At 63.9% G+C, this 14,232-nt stretch carries 12 protein-coding genes; 3 read left to right on the top strand and 9 right to left on the bottom strand.

The window, feature by feature from the left end; translation table 11 throughout:
- Positions 1-86 precede the first annotated feature (86 nt).
- Positions 87-2,672, bottom strand: a complete 2,586-nt coding sequence (leuS, locus tag E3T31_RS12910; protein ID WP_370304575.1) for a leucine--tRNA ligase — start codon at positions 2,670-2,672, stop codon at positions 87-89.
- 201 nt (positions 2,673-2,873) lie between these two features.
- Here leuS and E3T31_RS12915 point away from each other — a divergent pair, with 201 nt between their 5' ends.
- A complete protein-coding gene (locus E3T31_RS12915) occupies positions 2,874-3,509 on the top strand; it encodes a DedA family protein (protein WP_092450475.1) in 636 nt (211 codons plus the stop codon).
- On the opposite strand, the gene cydC is transcribed toward E3T31_RS12915, so the two are convergent.
- The 4 genes from cydC to E3T31_RS12935 all read right to left on the bottom strand — a co-directional run bounded on the left by cydC (position 3,506) and on the right by E3T31_RS12935 (position 9,365).
- Positions 3,506-5,197 (bottom strand): thiol reductant ABC exporter subunit CydC, encoded by a 1,692-nt coding sequence (cydC, locus tag E3T31_RS12920; RefSeq protein WP_134469037.1) that lies wholly within the window; start codon positions 5,195-5,197, stop codon positions 3,506-3,508. The two genes, E3T31_RS12915 and cydC, sit on opposite strands and share 4 nt — an antisense overlap.
- The gene (gene cydD / locus E3T31_RS12925; RefSeq protein ID WP_134469038.1) at positions 5,190-6,860 is read right to left on the bottom strand and encodes a thiol reductant ABC exporter subunit CydD; all 1,671 of its coding nucleotides are present in this window, start codon (positions 6,858-6,860) and stop codon (positions 5,190-5,192) included. Before cydD ends, cydC begins: the two co-directional genes overlap by 8 nt.
- Before the next feature lie 65 nt (positions 6,861-6,925).
- Positions 6,926-7,930: a cytochrome d ubiquinol oxidase subunit II gene (cydB, locus tag E3T31_RS12930; protein WP_134469039.1), complete on the bottom strand. Its 1,005-nt coding sequence runs from the start codon at positions 7,928-7,930 to the stop codon at positions 6,926-6,928.
- Between the two features lie 22 nt (positions 7,931-7,952).
- Positions 7,953-9,365, bottom strand: a complete 1,413-nt coding sequence (locus tag E3T31_RS12935; protein WP_134469358.1) for a cytochrome ubiquinol oxidase subunit I — start codon at positions 9,363-9,365, stop codon at positions 7,953-7,955.
- 143 nt (positions 9,366-9,508) lie between these two features.
- Between E3T31_RS12935 and E3T31_RS12940 the strand changes: the two genes are divergently transcribed.
- On the top strand, positions 9,509-9,895 hold the full coding sequence (locus E3T31_RS12940) for a BlaI/MecI/CopY family transcriptional regulator (RefSeq protein WP_134443094.1): 387 nt from the start codon (positions 9,509-9,511) through the stop codon (positions 9,893-9,895).
- Between the two features lie 27 nt (positions 9,896-9,922).
- Entirely contained in the window at positions 9,923-10,873 is a 951-nt protein-coding gene (locus E3T31_RS12945; protein ID WP_241977895.1) for a M56 family metallopeptidase, read from the top strand.
- Between the two features lie 65 nt (positions 10,874-10,938).
- On the opposite strand, the gene E3T31_RS12950 is transcribed toward E3T31_RS12945, so the two are convergent.
- The 4 genes from E3T31_RS12950 to E3T31_RS12965 are packed head-to-tail and all read right to left on the bottom strand — an operon-like array spanning position 10,939 to position 14,196.
- Positions 10,939-11,865 (bottom strand): ABC transporter substrate-binding protein, encoded by a 927-nt coding sequence (locus E3T31_RS12950; RefSeq protein ID WP_134469041.1) that lies wholly within the window; start codon positions 11,863-11,865, stop codon positions 10,939-10,941.
- Positions 11,866-11,894: 29 nt separating this feature from the next.
- Complete coding sequence (locus E3T31_RS12955; RefSeq protein ID WP_092450489.1) at positions 11,895-12,602, bottom strand: ABC transporter permease; 708 nt, start codon at positions 12,600-12,602, stop codon at positions 11,895-11,897.
- The gene (locus E3T31_RS12960) at positions 12,599-13,285 is read right to left on the bottom strand and encodes an ABC transporter permease (RefSeq protein ID WP_134469042.1); all 687 of its coding nucleotides are present in this window, start codon (positions 13,283-13,285) and stop codon (positions 12,599-12,601) included. Before E3T31_RS12960 ends, E3T31_RS12955 begins: the two co-directional genes overlap by 4 nt.
- Entirely contained in the window at positions 13,282-14,196 is a 915-nt protein-coding gene (locus E3T31_RS12965; RefSeq protein ID WP_134469043.1) for an ABC transporter ATP-binding protein, read from the bottom strand. The genes E3T31_RS12960 and E3T31_RS12965 overlap by 4 nt, the downstream gene beginning before the upstream one ends.
- Between the last annotated feature and the right edge of the window lie 36 nt (positions 14,197-14,232).

The raw sequence follows: 14,232 nt of genomic DNA on the forward strand, positions 1-14,232 counted from the left end.
TGTGCGCAGAGAAAGCAGGACGGGCCTGTGGAGAAGACCCCGGCCGATCCTGCGGGGGATCGACCGCGGCCCGATTTTGCCCCGGGCTATGGGCGGGTGACGAAGGAGACGAGCTTCGGCACGCGCACGATCACCTTGATGATCTCGCGATCACCGATCGAACGGATGACCGCGGCGGCTTCCCGCGCCATCTTCTCCAGGTCTTCGCTCGAGATTTTCGGCGATACCTCGAGGAGGGTGCGCATCTTGCCGTCGACCTGGACGACCGCGGTGACCGATTCCTGCACGAGCAGGGTCTGCTCGGCCTTGCGCCACGGCACGAGGGCTATGCACGGCTCGTAGCCGAGGTGCTCCCACATGTCCTCCGCGGCGTAGGGGGCGAACAGGTTCAGCGCCATGGCGGTGGCTTCGGCGGCTTCGCGCACGGCGGCATCCGCTGGCCCGGCACCGGTATCGATGACCTTGCGGGTCGCGTTGACGAGCTCCATCAGGCGGGCGACGACGACGTTGAACTTGAACGACTCCACCAGGCCGGGTGCGTCGGACAAGAACCGGTGGGTGACACGGCGCAGGGTGACGTCGCCCGTCTTCCACTCCACATCGGGCGCACTCGTGACGTCGCGGGCGACGCGCCAGGCGCGGGCCAGGAACTTGGCCGAGCCGACCGGGGAAACGTCAGACCAATCGATGTCGTCTTCGGGCGGGCCGGCGAAGGCCATCGTGAGGCGTACGGCGTCAACGCCGTGGCGTTCGATCTCCTCGGTGAAGTAGACCAGGTTGCCCTTGCTCTTGCTCATCTTGGCGCCGTCGAGAATCACCATGCCCTGGTTGAGCAGCGCGGTGAACGGCTCGGTGAAGCTCACATAGCCCTCGTCGAAGAGGAACTTCGTAATGAATCGCGCGTACAGCAGGTGCAGAATGGCGTGCTCGACGCCGCCGACGTACTGGTCAACCGGTGCCCACTTTTCGGCGTCCTTCGGGTCGAAGGCCTTGGTGTCATCACTCGGGTTCAGGAACCGCAAAAAGTACCAGGAGCTATCGACGAAGGTGTCCAAGGTGTCGGCGTCGCGTGTCGCCGGAGTGCCGTCTATCGGGTTCGGCACGTTGACCCAGTCGGTCGCGCCGCCGAGCGGCGACGTTCCCCGGGGCTTCAGGTCGAGGCCCTCTGCCGGCGGCAGCAGCACCGGCAGCTGGTCTTCGGGGACCGGGATCTCTGCGCCATCGGCGCCGTGGATGATCGGGATCGGAGCGCCCCAGTAACGCTGCCGGGAAACCAGCCAGTCGCGCAGACGATAGTTCTTAGCCGACCGGCCGAGCCCGTCGGCGGCGAGCTGCTCGACGATGCGCTTGATCGCGGTGATCTTGCTCAGGCCGTTGAGCGGACCGGAGTTGATGAGGCGGCCCTCGCCCGCCAGAGCGATGCCGGTACTGAGCGGGTCGAGCGCCGGCAGCTCTTCGGTGCCGTCGAGCATGCCCTGGGTGATCACCGGGATCATGCCGGTAGCCGGCGAGTTGGTATCGACGACGACGCGCACGGGCAGGTCGAAGGCGCGGGCGAAATCGAGGTCGCGCTGGTCGTGGGCCGGCACGGCCATGATCGCGCCGGTACCGTAGTCGGCAAGCACGTAGTCCGCCGCCCAGATCGGGAGGCGTTCCCCGTTGACCGGGTTGATCGCGTAGCGGCCGATGAACACGCCGGTCTTGGGCCGGTCGGTGGCCTGACGCTCGATCTCGGTGCTGCGCTGAACCTGCACGAGGTAATCCTGGAAGGCTTCCTGAACCTCGGGCGTCGCCTCGGCGACGAGTTCAGCGGCGAGGTCGCAATCCGGGGCGACGACCATGAACGTCGCGCCGAACAGCGTGTCCGGCCGGGTGGTGAACACGGTAACGCGTTCGGTGCGTCCCTCGACCTGGAAGTCGACATCCGCTCCGATGGAGCGGCCGATCCAGTTGCGCTGCATATTGAGCACCTTGGCCGGCCAGGTGCCCTCGAGCTGATTGAGGTCATCCAGCAGACGGTCGGCGTAGTCGGTGATCTTGAAGTACCACTGGGTGAGTTTCTTCTTCACGACGACGGCGCCGCTGCGGTCGCTCGTGCCGTCGGCCAGCACCTGCTCGTTGGCGAGTACGGTCTGGTCGATCGGGTCCCAGTTGACCCAGCTGTCCTTGCGGTAGGCCAGGCCCTTCTTGTACAGCTGCAGGAACAGCCACTGGGTCCACTTGTAATATTCGGGGTCGCTCGTATGCAGTTCGCGGTCCCAGTCGAAGCTGGTCGCGTAGAGCTTCATGCTCTTCTTCTGCTGCTTGATGTTGTCGTAGGTCCAGCCGCGCGGGTCGATACCCCGCTTGATGGCGGCGTTCTCGGCGGGCAGGCCGAAGGAATCCCAGCCGATCGGGTGCAGCACGTTGAAACCCTGGTGACGCCAGTAGCGGGCGACGACGTCGCCGAGCGCATAGACCTCGGCGTGGCCCATGTGCAGGTCGCCGGAGGGGTACGGGAACATATCGAGCACGTACTTGCGCGGGCGGGTGTCGCCCTCACCGCTCGTCTTGAACGGAGCGAGCTCCTCCCAGATGGGTTGCCACTTCGCCTGGATCGCGGCGAAGTCATACACTTCTTCGTCGCTCTCAACGCTCGAATCGATGCGGACGCTTTCGTGCTCGTGAACCACGTGACTCTCATTCATTGCAGGGGTTAGACATGATTGATACGAGGTGCACGCGCAACAAAGCGCCGGTGTACCCCCCCCCTTAGATTACTAGGACGCAGCGACTCCAAGGTCGCACGAGGCACGAAGCCTTCGCAGCTGGCCGCCCGGGCCGCCAGAGAGCCCGGCCTTGTTGATTCAGGCGTAGCACGTAGGCTGAGCGAAATGAATGACATCCTCACGTGGATCCTCGACACCGTATCCAGCGTCGACCCGGTCGTTCGAACACTCCTGGCCTTTTTGGGCATGCTGCTGGAAACTTCCGTGCTGGTCGGCCTGGTCGTTCCCGGCGACACCATAGTGATCGTCGCCAGCACGGCGGTCTCCGGCCCGGTCGAATTTGTCACGCTCGTGCTCGCCGTGATCGTCGGCGCCCTGGGCGGGGAGAGCATCGGCTTCGCGCTCGGCCACCACTTCGGACCGTTCATCCGTGCAAGCCGGCTGGGCCGCCGCATTGGCGAACACAACTGGATTCGCGCCGAGAACTACCTCGACCGGCGCGGTGGTTTGGCCGTGTTCATCTCCCGGTTTCTGCCGGTGCTGCACTCCCTCATTCCGGTCACCGTCGGAATGAGCCATATGCGCTACCGCACCTTCATGGCCTGGACCGTGCCCGCCTGCGTTATCTGGTCACTCGCCTATGTCACCGTCGGGTCGGCGGCGGCCGGCGGCTACCGCGAGCTCAGCGGCAGCCTGCACTTCGCCGGCTACCTGTTCGTCGGCGTGATCGCACTGTTCGTACTCGCGGTGTTCCTGATCAAGAAATGGCTGCACCGCCGCGAGCTGCGTCACATGGACTAAGCCCGGGCGGACAGGGTCACCCGGGCCGTCACCAGGTCGTCCGGCACCGGCGTGTGGGAGATGAGCAGCACGGCCCGGTGGGCGTCGGCCGCAGCTCTCAGCAGGTCGCGCACGAGGGCATCCGCCTGGGCACTGTCGACGTTCGCGGTGGGTTCGTCGACGATGAGCACCGGAAAATCGGCCAGCAGGGCCCTGGCCAGGGCAATCCGCTGAGCCTGTCCGCCGGAGACCAGAGCACCGCGCTCCCCGACCCGGGCATCGAGGCCGCCGCGCGCTGCGACCCATTCGGCCAGTCCGACGCGGGCCAGCACGGCCAACAACTCGGCGTCGGTGGCAGCATCGCGGGCAAACAGCAGATTTTGACGGATGCTGTCGTCAAATAACCACGGGCGCTGCTCGCACAGTCCGACCACCCGCCGCACGTCGGTCTGGGCGAGCAGGCGGGCTTCGACCCCGTTCAGACGGTACGAACCGGTGTAGTCCAGAAACCGCACCAGGGCCTGCGCGAGGGTGGTCTTGCCGGCACCACTCGGTCCGGCCAGGTGCACCCGGTCCCCCGGCGCGAGCCGAAGGGCCACACCGGCCACACCCGGTTCGGTCTGGCCGGGCCAGCTGGCCCCCAGGTCGGTCAGTTCGAGCACGACCGGGGTTGCCCGCAACGGCCGGGGGTTCGGAACATCGACGGGAATCTCAGCCGGTGGCGAAGCCGGAACAACCTCGGCGACGCGCCGCGCGCTCACCCGCACCTGGCGCCAGGCCGAGGCGGCGAGCGGAATCATTCCGAACACCTCGAATACGGCCAGCGGCACGAGCACGGCGACGATGAGGGTCGGGCCGAGCAGGTCCGGGCTGAGGAGTCCGCCGCCGCCATCGAGCGCGGGAATGCCGAAGTAGAGCGCGCCCAGCGTTGCCGCACCGGCAAACAGCGCAACGACGGCCGATTGCACACCCACTCCGACCGAGCGGCGCAAGGTGGCCCGACGCAGGCGCTCATCGGTGCGGGCGAGCGCGGCGAGACGCGGCCTGAGGGCGTCGAAGGCGGTGAGCACGTCGAGGTTTTCCACGATTTCGAGCACCTCATCGGCGAGGGTGCCGCGGAGCGGTGCGAGCTCCCCCTCCGCCCGGGCGGCCAGGCTGCCGGAGACGAGGGTGCCGAGCACTCCGGCCAACAGCAGGCAGACGAGCAGGGTGAGGCCGGCGGCCGGCACGATCAGCCAGATGCCGATCACGCTGAGCAGGGCGGTGATTCCCGCGACCAGCAGCGGTTGCACAACCCGCAGCGGCAGGTCTTGCAGGTCATCGACGTCGCGCACGAGGCGGGTGAGCAGATCGCCGCGCCCGGTCTGGGCCAGGCCGGCCGGGGCGACCGGAACGATACGACGAAAGATGCCCAGGCGTAGTTCGGCGAGTTGCCGGAATGCGGCATCGTGGCTGGTCAGGCGCTCCAGGTAGCGAAACACGGACCGAAAGATGGCGAAGGCACGCACGCCGACGACGGCCATGCCCAGATAGGCCAGGGACGGCATTTCGGCGGCGCGGGTAATGAGCCAGGCCGAGCAGGCCAGCAGCGCCACCGCCATGACGGCGCTCGTCACGCCGGCCAGCAGGCCTGGAGCAAACCAGCGCGGGCGCGGCTGGGCGAGCCGCAGTACGTCGCGCGCGGCCGGGGTCGGCGTCCGGTCAGACATGAATCAGCTCCTGCAGTTCGATCATATGGTCAGCTGCGGCCAGGACGCCCGGACGGTGGCTGACCACGATCACGACGCGGCCCTGATCGGCCAGTCGGCGCAGCCCGGCGAGCAGGCCGGCCTCGGCGTCGACGTCGAGCGCCGAGCTGGGTTCGTCCAGAATCACGACCTGGCACTCGGTCGCGAGGGCCCGGTAGATGGCCCGCGCGACGGCGACGCGCTGCGCCTGCCCGCCCGAAAGCCCGTCGCCGTTGACCCCGAGCACCGTGGCCGGTGAAACCTCAGCGGCCCCCGCCCAGTCGAGCGCCTGAGCGACCAGAGTGCCCGTGGGCGTGCCCAGGCCAGTGGATGCCGCCCCCAGCGCCACATTCTCGGCCACCGTTCCCCGGAACAGGCCGGGTCGCTGGCCGGCCCAGGCCAGCCACGGCCGACTCGGCCCGGCTGCCACGGCAACGCCGCCGAGCGTCACTGCGCCGGTCAGGGGAACGAAGCCGAGCAGGGCGGCGACGAGGGTGGATTTACCTACTCCGCTCACGCCGCGCAGCACGCTAATTTGCCCGGAGGCGAATTCGGCGTCCAGCCGGTCGATCACGACGGTGTCGCCGCGCCGAATAGACACGTCGACCAGGCGCAGCGCGCCGGCACCGAGGCCTCCCAGCGCGACCGGCGCAGCCGCAGGATCGACCGGCGCCGGGGCATCCGCTTTATTGAAGTCGTCGTCGAGAATCTTGAACAGCTCTTCGGCAGCGGCCAGGCCGTCGGCCGCGGCGTGAAATTGCGCTCCGACCTGGCGCACCGGCAGAAACGCCTCGGGGGCCAGCAGCAGAACGAACAGCCCGACGCCGAGCAGCAGCGTGCCGTCGATGAGCCGCAGGCCAATCGACACGGCGATGAGAGCGACCGAGAGACTCGCGGCCAGTTCGAGCACGAAGCCGCTCAGAAAGGAGACCCGCAGCACCTTAATGGTACGGGTGCGGTACTGCTCGGTGATGGAACGAATGCGATCAAACTGACGGCGTTCCCGGCCGTAGATCTTGAGGGTGCCGAGGCCGCCGACCACGTCGAGAAACCCGGTGGAGAGGCGTTGCAGTGCCTGCCACTGGTCCCGCTGTACCGACTGGGTGACCCGGCCGATGAGAATCATGAACACGGGGATGAGCGGGATCACGATGATGACGGTGAGGCCGCTGGGCAGGTCTTGCCAGAGCATTACCGCGATCAGAATCGGCGTGGCGATCGCGGTCAGCAACAGCTGCGGCAGATACCGCGCGAAGTAGTTGTCGAGTGCGTCGAGGCCGGTCGTGACAACGGTCGCCAGGCGTGCACTCTGCTGCGAGGCGACCCAGTCGGGGCCGCGCTCGGCGAGCTTGGCCATGACCTTGGCGCGCAGTTGACTCTTTACCTGCGCCGCACCGCGGTTGGCCGCGACTTCCAGCAACCAGATCAGCAGAGACCGCAGCACAATGACCGCGGCCAGGGCGACCAGCGTGGGTACGATCTCAGTGAGGGGCTCCCCCGCCACCAGGAGGGTGATTGCTCGGGTGAGAAACCATGCGAAGGCGACGACAACGAGGGTTTGTGCGAACCCGAGCAGCGCGCCAATGAGAAGAAACCGGCGCGCCGCTGAGGCATAACGAAGAAGGCGAGGATCCAGGGGGCGCACTGCCTTATTCTCCCACAGCGCGTGTCACGGGTGTGCTGGTCAACGGGGTACTCGTCAGGGGCGAGCTAGTGAACAGAGACCTCAATATGGGCCCGACCAATGCGCTTGCGGAACACCCAGTAGGTCCAACCCTGATAGAGCAGAATGACGGGCATTCCGATCAGTGCCGTCCAGCTCATCACACCCAGCGTGTATGCCGACGAGGAGGCGTTGGCGATGGTCAGGCTGTTGGCTGGGTCGTTACTCGCCGGCATGACCTCGGGAAACAGCGAAGCGAACAAGCTCAGCACGACCAACCCGATAGCGCCGGCCATCAAGCCGAATGCGAGCCGCTCGGCCCCGCGCAGGTTGGCGAGGAACGATGCGATGAGTGCACCAGCCGCCACGGCAGCCAGAAGAGCGGATGCCACGGTGCCGTAGGCAAAGATCGTCCACACCAGGAAGGTAGCCGCGACAACGAGCATCAGGATGCCGGCTTTGGTGGCGAGCTTGCGTGCCCGCAGTCTAATGTCACCCTCGGTCTTGAGCGAGATGAAGACCACACCGTGCACAAAGAACAGCAGCAGAGTGGTGACCCCACCGAGCAGGGCATACGGGTTGAGTAGGTCAAAGAAGGTACCGGTGTAGTTGTGGTTGACGTCGAGGTTCACGCCGCGCACGATGTTCGCGAAAGCCACACCCCAGAGCAATGCAGGAACGGCCGATCCGACGATAATCATGCCGTCAAACCATTTCTTCCACGAAGATTCGGGGCGTTGGTGCCGGTATTCAAACGACACCCCGCGCACGATCAGGGCCACCAGAATAAGCACGAGCGGGAGGTAGAAACCGCTGAACATCGTTGCGTACCATTCGGGGAACGCCGCGAACAATGACGCCCCAGCCACGATCACCCAGGTCTCGTTAAGGTCCCAAACCGGACCGATGGTGTTGATGAGAACGCGGCGATCGGTGTCGTCCCGGCCCAGGAATGGAAGAGACATGCCGACCCCAAAATCGAATCCATCGAGCACGAAGTACCCAACGAACATGACAGCGATGATCCAGAACCAAAGAATTGTGAGATCCATTTTGTATTCCCCTAGACCCGTCTTAATAGACCGTGGCGGTGTGCTTGACTTCGCCGGACTCGGCGTCGAGAACCGGAGCATCGTCCGGCCCTTTCTGAACGGCTTTCAGGATGAGTTTGAACTCGACCACCACGAGAATGCCGTAGAGCACCGTGAAGGCGATCAGGGAGATGAGAATTTCCACGCCGGTCACGCCGGGTGAAACGCCGTCCTGCGTTCTCAGCAGACCAAACACGAGCCACGGCTGGCGGCCCATTTCGGTGAATACCCAGCCGACCGTCATCGCGAGTAGCGAAGCGGGGAAGCTCCAAATAGCGAGCTTCCATACCCAATTCTGCTTCGGCATCCGTCCCTTGCGGGTGAGAAACAGCCCAACGACGGCCACGAGCATGTGTACGAGACCGAGAGCGATCATCCAGCGGAACGCCCAATAGGTGATCCAGATGGTGGGCGTGTAGTCGCCGGGGCCGTACGTCGAAACGTACTGGGCCTGCAAGTTGTTAATGCCCTGCACGGTGCCGTCGAAGGTGTGGGTCGAGAGGAACGAGAGCAGGTAAGGGATGCGGATCGAGAAGAGTTCGTGCACACCGTCGGGCGTGCCGAGTGTAAAGAGGGAGAACGACGCGTTGGCTCCGGTGGCCGTGTGGTAAAGCGCCTCGGCGGCTGCCATTTTCATCGGCTGCACCTCACCCATCACGAGGCTGAGCTGGTCGCCGGCGAGTGTTGTACCAATGCCGGCTAGGACCATCATCCACAGACCGAATTTGAGAGCTGGGCGCATGGTCTCAAAATGCTGGTTACGTGCCAGGTGCCAGGCCGCCACCGAAATGATCAGGCCTGCCGACACCATGAAACACGCGAAGATGGTGTGCGGGAACGCCGCCAGTGCGATCGGGTTGGTGAGCAGTTCCCCGATGCTAGTCAGCTCGGCCCGGCCCTTCTGCGCGTTGATGGTATACGCGATCGGGTTCTGCATGAAGGCGTTGGCCGCGAGGATGAAGTAAGCCGACGTGATGCTGCCCATCACGGTGAGCCAGATGGTGGCGAGATGCACCTTCTTCGGCAGTTTGTCCCAGCCAAAGATCCACAGGCCGATGAACGTCGCCTCGAGGAAGAAGGCAAGGATGCCCTCGAACGCGAGCGGGGCCCCGAACACGTCACCGACGAAGCGCGAGTAATCCGACCAGTTCATACCGAACTGAAACTCCTGCACGATTCCCGTCACGACGCCCATGGCGAAGTTGATCAGAAAGATTTTGCCGAAGAAGTGCGTCAGCTGCAAGTACTTGGCCTTGTCGGTGCGCACCCACGCCGTCTGGAAGATGGCGACCGTGAGGGCCATGCCAATGGTGAGAGGCACGAAGAGGAAATGGTAAACGGTCGTAAGACCGAACTGCCACCGTGAGAGGAGTAACGGATCCAACCACTCGTTCATATGCCCTCCAGCATTTATTCGCATCATGCATAATTTCTACGCTGTGTAGAACACTACACTTCTACGCTGTGTAGAAACCTGGGTACGACAGCAATTTTCTACGACACGTAGAAATTACAGTTCGACCGCGTAAGATGCTGCGTATGGCAAATTTGGGCGTGCTTGAGCGGCTTCTGATGGATGTCCTGTGGGACTCCCCTACACCGTTGACCGCCAACGATCTCAAGGATTCTTTGATGCGCCCGGGTCTTGCGACCAAGCCCACGAAGCCACTGGCGACCACAACCGTTCTGACGGTGTTGTCTCGACTTGAGACAAAGGGTTTCGTCACCCGCGACCGCAGCGTGCGCCCACACACGTACACCGCTGTTATGACCCGTGCGACCCACACGGCCGGGCTCATGCATGAGGTACTCGGGCAGGTGCCGGACCGCCAAGCGGCCCTCGTGCGGTTCATTGGAGGCGTCACCCCTCAGGAGGCAGACACACTGCGCCAGCTCCTCGGCGTTGCGACGACCGACAACCTCTAACTCCGCCAGACCTTAACTGCGATACCCGTGATCATCAGCGCCGCCCTGCTTGGCGTCATTGCCGTGATTCTCGCTTGGCCTTTTCCGTTGGTGCTGGCCCGCTCGGATTGGCCCGCGCGCTCCCCGGACGTCGCCCTCGTGCTCTGGCAGGCCATCGCCCTGTCCGGTGGCATGTCAATGATCGGCTCACTGCTGCTCTACGGTCTTGTTCCGTTCGGTAATGCTCTGCCACAGAGCGTCATCGCCCTCGGCTACAGCCTACGGTCCGGCACTCTTCCGGCCGATACGCGTTTCACCCACGTGCTCGCGCTCGGGGCAGCTATTCTGCTCAGCACTCACCTGCTCTTAAATTTGTTCGCCACTTTCGTGTGCGCCGAGCGACAGCGACGCCGCCACTACACTCTCATCGCCCTGCTCAGCGATCCTCTGAACGGCCAACCGGGAATGCGCGTCATCGACCATCCTGCCCCGGTCGCCTATTGCCTTCCCGGTGCTGGTCATTCCGCGACGGTGCTGTCTAAGGGATTGCTCCGCCTGCTCGACGCCGACCAGGTGCGTGCGGTGATCGCCCACGAACGAGCCCATCTGGTTCAGCAGCATCACCTGGTGTTACTGGCCTTCAAGAGTTGGCACAGCGCCCTACCCTGGTTTCCCATCGCCAATCGCGCCGAAAATGCCGTGGCGCTCTTGGTCGAAATGATCGCGGACGATCGCGCACGCCGCGACGTGGACGACCGAACACTTGCTACCGCTATCGCGCTCGTGGGGCTGGGGCAACAACCGGAGGTCCTCGCCGCGGCGGCGGATGGCGAGTCGGACGCGCCATGGATCTCGTCGCCGGAGCGTGCGCTCGTCGCTCCGCGGGTGTACCGGCTCATGAACCAGGCTCTTCCCCTGTCCCGCCTCGCCACCATGGCCGTCTTCGTGACCGCGATCGCGCTCGCCCTCGCTCCCGCCATCGTGCTGTTGCGGGCATAGACGCACAAAACCCTCACACGGCCCAAGACGGGGTCGTTATGAGGGTTTTGGGTGAAACGATACGGCTAGAAGAGGTTTGCCTTTTCGAGCCAGGCCGCCGCGATGGCCTCAGCGGACTTCTGGTCGTTGACGCTCTCGGAGTTGAGGCTCACCAGGTCCTCAGCGCTGAGGGCAGCACTGATCTTGTTCAGTACCGACGCGGCCTTGTCGGTGACCTTTTCGGAAACCAAAGGCACGACGTTGTCCGCGAAGAAGAGACCATCTGGGTCGCTCAGCGCCACGAGCTTGTCTGACTTGATATTGGGGCTTGCCGTATAAATGTTGGTCAACTGAATAGCGTTATCAACAAGAGCCTTAACGGTTAGCGGGCCACCACCATCCTCAATCGGGGTGAAACCGGCGGTTTCGATGCCGTACTTCGCCTTGAGGGCGGCCGGCCCATACGGACGTGTCTCCAGCACAGAGGTGCCACCAACCATGAGCGGTTCGGTGACATTCTTCAGTGACGCAATGTCCGTTAGGTTGTATTTTTCCGCGAAGGCTTGGGTCACGGTCCAGGAATTCTGGTCTGAGGCCGCCGCTTTGTCCAGGACGCGCAGGGTGGAGGGAAGCGCCGCTTGGAGCTCGGTGTAGATCGCGTCGCTCGTGCCACCGACAGCGTTCGGTTCGAGTGCCTGCAGCAGGCTACCGGTGTATTCGGGGAACACATCGACGCCGCCTGCTTCCAGCTCGGGCAGGTACACCTCACGCTGGCCTATCCGGAACGTGCGGTCGACGGTGAAACCGTTGGCCTCTAATGCCTGCGAGTAGATCTCGGCGATGATCTCGTTGGAATAGTAGTCCTGGGAACCCACAACGAGCGTGTCGGCAGCGCTTGTGGCGCCACTTCCACTGCCCAGGGGATCACCGGACGCGCACCCTGCAAGGGCTACTGCGGCCCCAACCGCGACCACACTGATGAGCGCGAGTCGGCCTTTTTTTGCTGTGAACATGCGTTTTCCTTTCATGATGGCGAATTCCATCACCGGGCCAGCTTGGTGAAACCGGCCCAGATGTCTGTGGGGCGTCCGGCCGCAACTCCGCGGGGAACAACCAATTTCTGAAGCACCGTAAAGATGCCCTCAAGCAGCAGCGCGAGCAGAATAACGAGAATGGACCCGCCCAGCATCTGCGCATAATCGAGATTTTTCAACCCCGTGAACAGGAAGCGACCCAGTCCGATGTCGGCCACGTAGGCAGCGAGTGTGGCGGTGGCCACGATTTGCAGCGTGGCCGAGCGCAACCCACCCATCAAGAGGGGAAGGCTGAGCGGAAGCTCCACTTTGCGCACAATCTGCCCCTCCGACATCCCCACGGCTCTGGCGGCATCGATGGTCGCCCGATCAATCGCTTCGAAGCCGGTGTATGCCCCCGCGAGAATGGGTGGGATCGCGAGCACTGTAAGGGCCGCGTAGGGTGCGGTCAGACCGATTCCCACCGACAGAGCGACAAGCGTGAGCAACCCCAGGGTCGGAATGGAACGGAAAGCGCCTGCAGTTCCGACGGCCAAGCCACGCCCGCGTCCGGTGTGTCCAATGAAGAAGCCCAGCGGTATGGCGATGACGGACGCAAAGACAAGTGTGAGCAAAGTAAAGCCCAGGTGTTCCAATACCCGGATGCCGATGGCATTCGATCCCACATAGTTGGTCGGATCGAACAGCCACGCGACTGCATCTGCAAAGAAGTTCATGCCACCGCCTCCTTGTCAGAGCGCATCGGGGCGCGCGCCGCCGCCGATGGCGCAGATCTCGTCCACGGCATGAGAAGGCGACCGAGAAGGACGAGAGCCCCATCCAGTGCCAGGGCGAGTACGACCGTGGCGATAATCCCGGCAATGATTTCTGCCTGGATGCCGCGCTGAAAACCGTCGGTGAACAGACTGCCCAGGCTCTGGGCACCAATGACAGCGCCCACCGTAGCGAGACTGACCGTGCTCACTGCGACGACCCGCAACCCGGCCAGCAGGACCGGCCCCGCGAGTGGAAACTCCACCCGCCAGAATTGGGTCCACTCGGAGAAGCCCACCGCCATCGCGGACTGTCGAACGTTCCTGTCAACGGAGGCGAGACCATCGGCCACCACTCGCACCATGAGCGCCACACCGTAGAGCGTCAGGGCGATGATGAGATTGAGCGGCGAACGAACGGTCGTTCCCACGATGAAAGGAAGCACGATGAAGAGTGGGAGCGAGGGTACGGCGTACAGCAGGCCTACGCCCGAGAGAATGATGCCACGGCCAACGCGGAAGCGGTATGCCAGCCAGCCGAGGGGAACAGCTAGGAGAAAACTGAGGATGATGGGCGGAACGCTCAGCACGACGTGATCGAGAGTGCGATCCCAGATGAGGTCCAGGTTTGACCATATCCAAGTCACCGGGGATCCCCACCCTGCGCCGGGGCACCCGATCCCGCGAACGGGCCGGCCTTTACTTCGGGGGCGGTCTTTTCTCCAGCGGCGGCACTCGGGGACGTTCCACCCGCGAGTACGCCGGCGAGCCGTCCATCGGCGTCGACAAGCACGTCGCCGTCCGAGTGGGACTCGAGGTGCAGCACGCGTTTGCCGCGGTCTGCTCCGACAAAGGTTGCCACAAAATCGTCTGCCGGATTGGCCAGGATCTCCGCCGGGGACCCCACCTGGGCGATCAGCCCGCCGGTACGCAGAATCACCACCTGGTCGCCGAGCAAAAAGGCCTCGTCAATGTCATGCGTCACAAACACGACCGTCTTTCCGAGTTCCCGCTGCAGGCGCAGCAACTCCTGCTGCAGTTCCGCCCGCACAATGGGGTCAACGGCGCCGAAGGGCTCATCCATGAGCAGAATGTTGGGATTGACCGCGAGGCCGCGTGCCACTCCGACTCTTTGCTGCTGGCCGCCGGAGAGCTGACTCGGGTACCGGTTGGCGAGTGATCGATCAAGACCGACCGTGTCGAGTAACTGCAGAGCCTCGCTGCGGGCTCTTTTCTTGGGAATCCCCGATAGCATCGGCACGGTGGCGACGTTGTCGATGACCTTGCGATGGGGAAGCAGCCCCGAGTTCTGCATGACGTAGCCGATCCCACGCCGCAGTTTGACCGGTTCGAGTGTGCCTATATCGGCTCCATCAATCTCGATGGACCCGCTCGACGGGTCGACCATCCGGTTGATCATGCGCAGCAGCGTTGTTTTTCCTGACCCCGAGGTTCCGACCAGAACGGTGGTTTTGCGCGAGGGCAGCACGAGGCTGAAGCCATCGACGGCAACCGTGCCGTCGGGGAACCGTTTGGTCACCGAGTGGAATTCAATCATCGTGGTGGCTCGCTCCTCGCATCAAGTCGGGTCAGA

This window comes from Cryobacterium sp. TMS1-13-1 (assembly GCF_004403125.1).
GTDB classification, from domain to species: Bacteria; Actinomycetota; Actinomycetes; order Actinomycetales; family Microbacteriaceae; genus Cryobacterium; species Cryobacterium levicorallinum.

What these genes read in the sequence shown, in the direction of transcription:
- E3T31_RS12915 (WP_092450475.1), top strand. Translation starts at nt 2,874, where the DNA reads ATGAATGACATCCTCACGTGGATCCTCGACACCGTATCCAGCGTCGAC.
- cydC (WP_134469037.1), bottom strand. Translation starts at nt 5,197, where the DNA reads ATGTCTGACCGGACGCCGACCCCGGCCGCGCGCGACGTACTGCGGCTC.
- cydB (WP_134469039.1), bottom strand. Translation starts at nt 7,930, where the DNA reads ATGGATCTCACAATTCTTTGGTTCTGGATCATCGCTGTCATGTTCGTT.
- E3T31_RS12935 (WP_134469358.1), bottom strand. Translation starts at nt 9,365, where the DNA reads ATGAACGAGTGGTTGGATCCGTTACTCCTCTCACGGTGGCAGTTCGGT.
- E3T31_RS12940 (WP_134443094.1), top strand. Translation starts at nt 9,509, where the DNA reads ATGGCAAATTTGGGCGTGCTTGAGCGGCTTCTGATGGATGTCCTGTGG.
- E3T31_RS12950 (WP_134469041.1), bottom strand. Translation starts at nt 11,865, where the DNA reads ATGTTCACAGCAAAAAAAGGCCGACTCGCGCTCATCAGTGTGGTCGCG.
- E3T31_RS12955 (WP_092450489.1), bottom strand. Translation starts at nt 12,602, where the DNA reads ATGAACTTCTTTGCAGATGCAGTCGCGTGGCTGTTCGATCCGACCAAC.
- E3T31_RS12965 (WP_134469043.1), bottom strand. Translation starts at nt 14,196, where the DNA reads ATGATTGAATTCCACTCGGTGACCAAACGGTTCCCCGACGGCACGGTT.